The organism is Streptomyces sp. NPDC025721, from assembly GCF_055558595.1.
This window is the reverse complement of record NZ_JBVHMF010000025.1, coordinates 125,483-133,716: the sequence shown is the minus strand read 5'-3', so window position 1 is coordinate 133,716 and position 8,234 is coordinate 125,483. Positions and strand designations below refer to the sequence as shown.

Annotated in this window: 10 protein-coding genes; 4 read left to right on the top strand and 6 right to left on the bottom strand. The window is 71.5% G+C overall.

Features of this window, described 5'->3' with window-relative positions:
* The first annotated feature begins 329 nt into the window (after window positions 1-329).
* A complete protein-coding gene (locus ACZ4EF_RS28880; RefSeq protein WP_355348987.1) occupies window positions 330-1,415 on the top strand; it encodes a sugar ABC transporter substrate-binding protein in 1,086 nt (361 codons plus the stop codon).
* A 127-nt stretch (window positions 1,416-1,542) separates the two neighbouring features.
* On the opposite strand, the gene ACZ4EF_RS28875 is transcribed toward ACZ4EF_RS28880, so the two are convergent.
* Window positions 1,543-1,938: a YkvA family protein gene (locus ACZ4EF_RS28875; protein ID WP_355348990.1), complete on the bottom strand. Its 396-nt coding sequence runs from the start codon at window positions 1,936-1,938 to the stop codon at window positions 1,543-1,545.
* 347 nt (window positions 1,939-2,285) lie between these two features.
* On the opposite strand from ACZ4EF_RS28875, the gene ACZ4EF_RS28870 reads away from it, so the two are divergent.
* Window positions 2,286-2,585: a WhiB family transcriptional regulator gene (locus ACZ4EF_RS28870; protein WP_355348993.1), complete on the top strand. Its 300-nt coding sequence runs from the start codon at window positions 2,286-2,288 to the stop codon at window positions 2,583-2,585.
* On the opposite strand, the gene ACZ4EF_RS28865 is transcribed toward ACZ4EF_RS28870, so the two are convergent.
* The 3 genes from ACZ4EF_RS28865 to ACZ4EF_RS28855 form a co-directional block, all read right to left on the bottom strand.
* Window positions 2,566-4,449: a RecQ family ATP-dependent DNA helicase gene (locus tag ACZ4EF_RS28865; RefSeq protein ID WP_467507011.1), complete on the bottom strand. Its 1,884-nt coding sequence runs from the start codon at window positions 4,447-4,449 to the stop codon at window positions 2,566-2,568. The two genes, ACZ4EF_RS28870 and ACZ4EF_RS28865, sit on opposite strands and share 20 nt — an antisense overlap.
* Window positions 4,450-4,691: 242 nt before the next feature.
* On the bottom strand, window positions 4,692-4,958 hold the full coding sequence (locus ACZ4EF_RS28860; RefSeq protein ID WP_355348999.1) for a GlsB/YeaQ/YmgE family stress response membrane protein: 267 nt from the start codon (window positions 4,956-4,958) through the stop codon (window positions 4,692-4,694).
* 289 nt (window positions 4,959-5,247) lie between these two features.
* On the bottom strand, window positions 5,248-5,595 hold the full coding sequence (locus tag ACZ4EF_RS28855; RefSeq protein ID WP_391049870.1) for a chaplin: 348 nt from the start codon (window positions 5,593-5,595) through the stop codon (window positions 5,248-5,250).
* A 334-nt stretch (window positions 5,596-5,929) separates the two neighbouring features.
* On the opposite strand from ACZ4EF_RS28855, the gene ACZ4EF_RS28850 reads away from it, so the two are divergent.
* Entirely contained in the window at window positions 5,930-6,121 is a 192-nt protein-coding gene (locus ACZ4EF_RS28850) for a DUF4236 domain-containing protein (protein ID WP_188283018.1), read from the top strand.
* Between the two features lie 41 nt (window positions 6,122-6,162).
* Here the strand turns inward: ACZ4EF_RS28850 and ACZ4EF_RS28845 are convergent, their stop codons facing one another.
* Complete coding sequence (locus tag ACZ4EF_RS28845; protein ID WP_188283019.1) at window positions 6,163-6,540, bottom strand: MmcQ/YjbR family DNA-binding protein; 378 nt, start codon at window positions 6,538-6,540, stop codon at window positions 6,163-6,165.
* A gap of 201 nt (window positions 6,541-6,741) precedes the next feature.
* Between ACZ4EF_RS28845 and ACZ4EF_RS28840 the strand changes: the two genes are divergently transcribed.
* On the top strand, window positions 6,742-7,152 hold the full coding sequence (locus ACZ4EF_RS28840) for an SsgA family sporulation/cell division regulator (RefSeq protein WP_467507008.1): 411 nt from the start codon (window positions 6,742-6,744) through the stop codon (window positions 7,150-7,152).
* A 14-nt stretch (window positions 7,153-7,166) separates the two neighbouring features.
* Here ACZ4EF_RS28840 and ACZ4EF_RS28835 read toward each other — a convergent pair whose 3' ends face one another.
* Complete coding sequence (locus ACZ4EF_RS28835; protein WP_467507006.1) at window positions 7,167-8,189, bottom strand: DUF6745 domain-containing protein; 1,023 nt, start codon at window positions 8,187-8,189, stop codon at window positions 7,167-7,169.
* Between the last annotated feature and the right edge of the window lie 45 nt (window positions 8,190-8,234).

Below are 8,234 nucleotides of genomic sequence, written 5' to 3'. Positions count from 1 at the left end.
CCCCCCCCCCCCCCCCCCCCCCCCCCCCCCCCCCCCCCCCCCCCCCCCCCCCCCCCCCCCCCCCCCCCCCCCCCCCCCCCCCCCCCCCCCCCGGTCCTGTCGTGAGCGGTATGACACATATCCGACCCGTGAAAGCGCATTGCCCCGAACGCCCGGCTTCGGATTCACATGTTGTAGGCGTTGCCTCATGAGGCGACGACAGGAGAGCCCAATATCGATTCAATGAATCGATCCGATGTTTACTTCTTGACGTACGGAGCGTCACGAGAGTTGACTCGCCTGCACCCGGGTCGCGGTGTTGCGGCCCAGTCAGGGAGGGGCAACCGCGCATGAAGGCAATGACGCGACGGCTCATCGTCGGAACCGCCGCCGTTTCGCTCGCGCTCACCACCGTGGCCGCCTGCGGCAAAACCCATGACAAGTCGTCAGGCGGCGGCAAGGACAAGACGATCGGCCTGCTGCTCCCGGACACCACGACCACCCGGTACGCCAAATTCGACCGTCCCCTGATCGAGGCCAAGATCAAGGAACTGTGCTCGGACTGCAAGGTCAGCTACGACAACGCCTCGGCCGACCCGGCGAAGCAGGCGCAGCAGGTCAGCAGCATGATCGCCAAGGGCGTCAAGGTTCTCATCCTGGACGCGCAGGACTCGGTCGGCATCCAGTCCTCGGTGCAGGCCGCGGTCGACAAGGGCATCAAGGTCGTCGCGTACGACCGCCTCGCGCAGGGCCCGGTGTCCGCCTACGTCTCCTACGACAACGAGAAGGTCGGCGAGTTGCAGGGGCAGGCGCTGCTGGACGCCATGGGTCCCAAGGCCGTTCCCACCTCGAAGATCGTGATGATCGACGGCGACCCGGCCGACCCGAACGCCGCCGCCTTCAAGGAAGGCGCGCACAAGATCCTCGACGGCAAGGTGAACATCGCCTACGAGCAGTCGGGTCTGTGGAAGGACACCGTCGCCAACCAGAAGGTCACCGCGGCGATCACCCAGCTCGGCAAAGCCGCCATCGCCGGTGTCTACTCCGCCAACGACGCCATGGCGGGCGGTATCGCCACCGCCCTCAAGGGTGCGGGCATCAACCCGCCGCTCACCGGTCAGGACGCCGAACTCACCGCGATCCAGCGGATTCTGGCGGGCACTCAGACCAGCACCGTCTACAAGGCGTACAAGCCGGAGGCGGACGCCACCGCGCAGATCGCGATCGACCTGCTGAACGGCAAGGACGTCAAGTCCGTGGCCGACGGCACCGCCAAGAGCGGTTCCGGCCAGGACGTCCCGGCGAAGCTGCTGGACGCCATATCGGTGACCAAGGAGAACATCAAGGACACGGTCATCAAGGACGGTCTCTACACCACCGCCCAGATCTGCACCGCCGAATTCGCCCAGGCGTGCAAGGACGCCGGCATTCAGTAGGAGACGCCTCGAGCGGGACGCGCATCCGACGGATGACGCGTCCGGCGAGAAACCTCCGGCAGCGGTTTCGACCGGCCGGGTCAGGGGCGCGTACCGCGTACGCCGTATCCCTCGGCCCGGCCGGTGGTCACACCGCCGAACCCTTCGGGGGCAGCGCGCCGCCGCGCGGACCGTCGGACTCCCAGCTCACGAAGCGCCCCGACTCGCGGACCAGACCGGTCATGAACCACAGCACCACCGCCGAGTCGTCCGTCCACCCGAGAACCGGGATGACGTCCGGGATCGCGTCCAGCGGCGAGACCACGTAGATCGCCGCCAGGACCGTGAAGGCCAGCAGCTTGGCGCGCGACAGGCCCGGATAACGGCGGTGCAGTACCGCGCTGACCAGACGCGGCGTCGCCACCAGCCGCCGGAACAAGCCCGGTTCGCCCGGGCGGCGCGTCTCGCGGTACAGGCCCCACGCGGAGCGGCCGGTGCGCAGCGGCACGGGCGCCCTGCTCGGCTTGCGGTCGCTTCTGGCCATGGCGGCGGCTCCTTCGGCGTACGGACGGACATGGATACGGGGCGAGGCCGAGTGGAGACCTGACGGCCTCCGGTCGGGCGGAGACCTCCCGGCCTCCGATCGGTCGGGAACCTCCCGGCCTCACAGTCACCGCCTACCCCCGATCCGGCCGTGCGTGACGCCGCCACGCCCGACGGGCGGCGTCCGAGAGCGAATCGGGTGATCGGGTTGTCGGATGTCCTTAAGGCTTCGGGCGCCGCCGCCCTCACAAACTCCTCACGTTGAGCGCCGACCGCCTGGGCAGGCGAGTACCCATGGGCCCGGTACGTGGGCCCGACACTCCGCACCCGACGAAAGGCGGTGTCTCCGTGAGCTGGCAACACCAGGCCGCATGCCGCACCGAGGACCCCGAACTCTTCTTCCCCGTGGGCAACGCCGGACCGGCCAAACTCCAGGTGCAGAAGGCCCAACGGGTCTGCGCGGACTGCCCGGTCAGGGAGACCTGCCTGAGCTACGCCCTCGACATGGGCGAAAGCCTCGGCGTGTGGGGCGGCACCAGCGAGGAGGAACGCCGCACCCTGAAACGTCGGAGGTCTCGGCAGCAGGCCGCGGTGGCCCGCGCGTCGGCGGGCACCGCGGAGCCGCATGTCACGCACCGCGCCCCTTGACCGGCGTCAGCAGATCCCGCTCCAGGACGACGGACAGCGACAGGGTCCGGTATCCGGCGGATTCGAAGAGCACGGTGACCGTGTCGTCCGCGACGCCCATCACCTCACCCTGACCCCATTTGTCGTGCAGGACCCGGACGCCGGGCGCGTACCGGCCGTGCGAAGCGGCCGCGGCCCCGGCGTCCGGCCGTCCGCGGTCGCGGCGCCAGATACGTGCCCGGCTCCCGCCCCGCGCGGCTGCCGCGGCTGACTCCCGGCCGCCGGAACCGGACTCCGCGTCCTGTCGGGAGTCGCCCCGCGAGCCCGTACCGCGCAGGACACCCGCGTGACGGTCCCTTTCGGGGGCCGGGGTGCCGGGTCCGGCCGCCGAACCGCACGTGTCGCAGTTGCCGCAGCCTCCGGGGAGCGCCTCGCCGAAGTAACCCAGCAGGAACGCCCGCCGACAGCCGTCGGTCTCCGCGAAGCCGCGCATCATGTCCACGCGGGACTGCTCCAACTGCCGGTGGCTGTCAGCGGTTTCCAGCGCCCGCTCCACCGCGGCCTTCCGCGCCGCGGCCGTCGCGCACTCCGGCGTCAGCGACACCTTCCCGTCCGCCGCCGTACGGACCGCGCCCGCCTGCCCCAGCAGATTGAGGACACCCGTCAACCGGCTCGCCGTCAGGCCGGTGTCGCCGCGCAACGCCGTCACGGAGACCGCGGCGGGCTCCTCGGCCGCCTTCTTCCCGGCCGCCTTGCCCGTCGTCTGCTCGGCCGACCGCTCGGCGAGCTGGTCCGCGACCAGGGTGAGGGCGTCGGCGTCCGGGCGGCCGGAGGAGAAGAACCGCCGCAGCCCCAAGTCCTGCGGCCGGTAGGCCATGTACGCCCGCGCCGGTTCCCCGTCGCGGCCCGCGCGGCCGATCTCCTGGTAGTACGCGTCGAGCGATCCCGGCACCGAGGCGTGCACCACGAACCGCACATCGGGCTTGTCTATGCCCATGCCGAACGCCGAGGTGGCCACGACGACCGCCAACTCCCCGCACTGGAAACGGTCCTGGACGGACGACCGCTCCGCGGCGCGCAACCCCGCGTGGTACGCGGCGGCGGACACCCCCGCCTCCCGCAACTCCTCCGCGTATGACTCGGATTCGCGCCGGGTCGCCGTATAGACGATGCCGGAGCCGGCCTCGGCGCCGACGCGGTCGAGGACCGCGCGCCGCTTGGCCTTCTCCTCCTGGAAGTAGCCGACCGCCAGGTGGATGTTGGGCCGGTCGAACCCGGCGATGACCTCCTGGGCGCCGCGCATGCCCAGCAGTTGAAGGATCTCCGCGCGGACCGGCGCCGCCGCGCTCGCGGTGAGTGCCAGGACCGGCGGGCGGCCGATCCGTTCGCGTACGGCGCCCAACCGCAGGTAATCAGGGCGGAAGTCGTGGCCCCAGGAGGAGACGCAGTGCGCCTCGTCCACCACGAACAGCGCGGGACGGGCCTGCTTCAGCCGCAGGATGACGTCCTCCCTGGCCAGTTGCTCGGGCGCGAGGAAGATGAAGTCCAGGTCGCCGCTCTCCACCCGGTCCCAGGTCTGCGCGTTCTCCGCGTCGCGGTGCGTGGAATTGACCGATGCCGCGCCCGGTCCTTCGCGCTTGAGCAGCCCCTCGACCTGGTCGCGCTGGAGGGCGATCAGCGGGGACACCACGACCGTCGGCCCCTTCAGCAGGACGCCCGGCACCTGGTAGACCGCCGACTTCCCGGCACCGGTCGGCATCACGACCATGACGTCCTGGTGCCGCATCACCGCCTTCATCGCCTCCAGTTGCGGCGGGCGCAGGCTCGGCCAGCCGAACACGTCACGTGCGCAACGCCGTAGCCGACGGGCGGTCGATCCGAACATGCTGCTCCCTGCGGTCGTGGTGGTTGAGGCGGTCGGTCGATGAAGGTCGGCCGATGAAGGTCGGGCGTTGGAGGGGGAGGGCGCCGGGGCGGTGTCGTGGGTGCGGGTGACCGTCGGCGGCGCGATCGGGCAGACGGAAGGCGCCCTTCCCGGGGTCGGGTTCCATGCGGAACTCCTCGAGGAAAGGCGCCTGCGTTCATATCATCCGGATGCCGGGTGTGGCCGGGACCAGGACTCATGGATCACCGACGGCGCGGGCTCGACCTGTCGAGAGCGGCGATACCGACAGCGGCCAGACCGATCTGGATGAGCCACTCGATCCAGTCGACTCCGCTGGTGTCGTCGACGTTGAGACCGTGGGCGATGGCGGCTCCGATGATGGCCGCCACGATGCCGATCAGGATGGTCCAGATGACGCCGATGTGCTGACGGCCGGGGACCACGAGCCGACCGAGCACGCCAATGATAATGCCGATGATGATGGCGCTGATGATGCCGGAGATCTCCATGACGTCCCTTCTTGTCGTACGTGGCCACCCACGTGCGTTCTCGGGGGTCGTCTGCCCTTGAAGGACGCGAACACGCATTCGGCCCCGGGCGAGGGGGAGTTGGGCCCAAAGGGGTGCTTCACGCGGCCGGGTTCGAGGGGTTCGGGCCCGCGGCCTCCCGGCGTGAAGCGTTCTGGCGCGCGGTGTTCCGGCATGGAGCGTTCCGGCATGGAGCGTCCCGGCATGGAGCGTCCCGGCCGCCGGCCCTTGCGGGCGGCGACCGGGACGGGGTGCTCAGGAAGCGGTCCGACTACTTGCAGTCGTCCTTGGCCTCGGGGTGCCAGACGTGACCCTCGTGGCCCCAGTGGCCCATGCCGTCGTGGTTCGCGCCGTCCCAGCCGGCGCTCTCGTGGTGACCGCCGCCGTTGTAACAGGTGTTGCCGAAGGCGGGGTTCAGCGCGCCGATCAGGTTGATCGAGTTGCCGCAGGCGTTGATCGGCACGTCGATCGGGACCTGGATCAGGTTGCCCGACAGGACGCCGGGCGAGCCGATGGCCGCGCCGGTGGCGTCGGCGTCAGCGGCGGCGACGCCGCCACCGGCAAGCACGATCCCGCCGACGAGCGCGGCCAGGACGGCGCCGTTGCGCATGAGCTTCATGGGTACTCCTTTGGTGCTGGTGGTCTGCACTGAGCCCACCGGCATGCGGAGTGTGATCATCCGCCTTACCGGTGTCCGCACTCAGAGTTCGCCACCTGTCGTCGGCCCGGTGGCTGCCGCGCCCGCAAGTCACTCGTCCGGACGGCAGCGAACACCGCTCCCCGAGTGAGCCCGAGGCCCGACTGCGCCGGACGCCTCTGCCGAACCCCTCGGCCCGGGGCCTCGGCCGTATCGAACGTCGGAACGCGGGCGGACGGCGACGGTTCAGGAGTCGTCGGGGTGAGGCGGTGTCAGCTGGGCAGACGAGCCGACAGGCCAACCACCGGAGGACATCATGCCGCTGACGTTCCGTAAGTCGTTCCACATATTTCCCGGCGTACGTATCAACGTGAACCGGAAGTCGCTGTCCCTCACGCTCGGACGCAGAGGCGGCGCGCACCGCACCTGGTCGACCACGGGACGGCGGACGACCTCCGCGGACCTGCCGGGCCCCTTCGGCTACCGGCACACCGACCGGCGCAAGTGATCGGCGCGGGCGACCCGCCCCGCCCGTCTCGGAGACCCGTCTCAGAGACCGGAATCCCGCACGAGGGCTCGCGGCGCCTGGCAACGCCAGGCGCCGACGAGCAGCTCCCGCAGCTCGTCCTCGGCGACGGCCTTGAGCCGTACGAGCACGGCGGGGAATCCGTTGTAATGCGGCTCGGTGAAGAACTTCGCCGGGTCTGAGGCGAGGAGCGCCTCCTTCTCCTCCTGGCCCGCGACCCGGACGGCCACCACGTCGGTCCGCGGGACGCGGGCCTGCTTCGGGTCGGTCCGCTCCAGCCACACCCAGGCGAATTTCTTGTGCCTGCCGCCGTTCGGCACCGATACGGACATCCCGTCGTCCGCCGCCACCGCCTCCGGCAGGGTCAACGCGATCCGGCGCACATCGTGATGATCAGCCATCTCCGCATCCTCCATGGAATGCGGGTGCCCGCGCCCGTGGTGGCCATGCCCCGCCGGGAAATCCGCCGGGCGGCGTACCGGCGGCCGGTATGTGAGCGGCATGTGATCCGCGGGCGGGGGCACACGGAGCCTCAGAGGTCGAGGACCTGTCCGGTAGTACCGCCACCGGCCGCGTCCCGTCGTTCGGCGAAAAGAGACTCGATGCCCGACTCCTGCTGCCACACGGTGACGGCGTCGATGCCGCTGCCCGGCGGCCACCGGCTGCGGATTCCGGCGTGGATGGCCTACGACCCGCAGGACTGCCTCGCCGTGCGGATGACCTTCGGCCTCGGCGGCCCCGAGACCGCCACCTGGATCTTCGCCTGGGACCTGCTGGCCCGGGGCCTGACCGGAGCCGTCGGCCTCGGCGACGTCCGGGTCACGCCCTCGGCCGGAACCGGCTCCCGGCTGCTGATCCGCCTCGGCCGTCCCGGCCAGGACGCCCGCGTCGAACTGGACGCCGCCCCCGTGCGCCGCTTCGTCTCCTTCGCCCGGGAGCGCGCCCCGCTCGACACCCGGACCGTCCGGTCCGCCCTGGACGCCGAGCTCTCCCGCATCGTCGAACGCGCCTAGGGCCTGTCCGGCGGTCAGGTCTGGCGCAGCGGCTCGTAGGCGTCGGCGGTCAGGCCGAACGTCCAGGCCACGCCCTCCTTCGCCGTGCTGGTGCCGGGCGGCACCCGCAGCCAGTACGTACGGCTCGTGCCGTCCGGCTCCGGTGTGGAGTTGACGACCTCGACCATCGTCACGTCCTCGTCCCCGGTCAGCGCGATCCGCCAGAGGATGCCGGTCTCGTCCCGGTGCACGGGGACCGCGCCCGACTCGGTCAGATAGCGGTCGTAGCCGTAGTGCTCCAGCATGACGCGGCGCAGCTCCGCGTTCTCCTCGCCGCGTATCCGCTCCGGCGTGAGGGTGCCCAGCTCACGCAGGAACTCGGCGGGGACCGGCATGCCGCGCCAGGCGTGCAGCGCGAAGCCGTCGGGGAAGGCGAGCGCGGGACCGTCGGCCCGGTCGAGGCGGCCCGCCTCGTCGCGGTGCAGCTCGGCGGGGCGCTCGCAGACGATCGCGACCCGCTCGTACGGCCACCACCAGCCCGCCGAGCGGGCGACCGCCGCCAGCCCGTCCAGCGGGGAGCCCTCCCGCGTGTCGAACGCGCACAGCCAGGCCGCCTCGTGCTGACCGAGGACCGCGTCGAGCAGCAGCAGCCGGATCTCCGGCTCCTCCTTCCGCCCCCGCGCCAACTCCTCGACCACACCGGCCCTGATCCGGCCCGCCAGCGCCTGCGTCCCCTCCCACAGCCGCGCCCCGGTCGCGTTCCACCGCTCGCTCCAGCCCGCGGGGCCGAGCGCCGCGTGCAGCCGGGCCCGCTCCGCGGCCCACGGCCGTCCGCGCACCTCGTCCCGCACGCTGTGGCCCTTGCCGCGCGTCCCCTGAAGCGCGGCCTCCGCGCGCAGCATCGCCACGGCCGCGCGCGGCGATCCGGCCCAACGGACGCGCTCCGGCTCCGCGAGCCCCGCGCGCCGGTACGCCAGCCGCACCCCAGCCTCGGCCGCCGCGCGGTCCGCGGATCCGGTGGCCACGGCGGCCTGCCTCCACTGCTCGACGGTCGACATGCCGTCCCCTCCCATGAGTTCTGCTCCCTGCCCTCGACGTGCTGT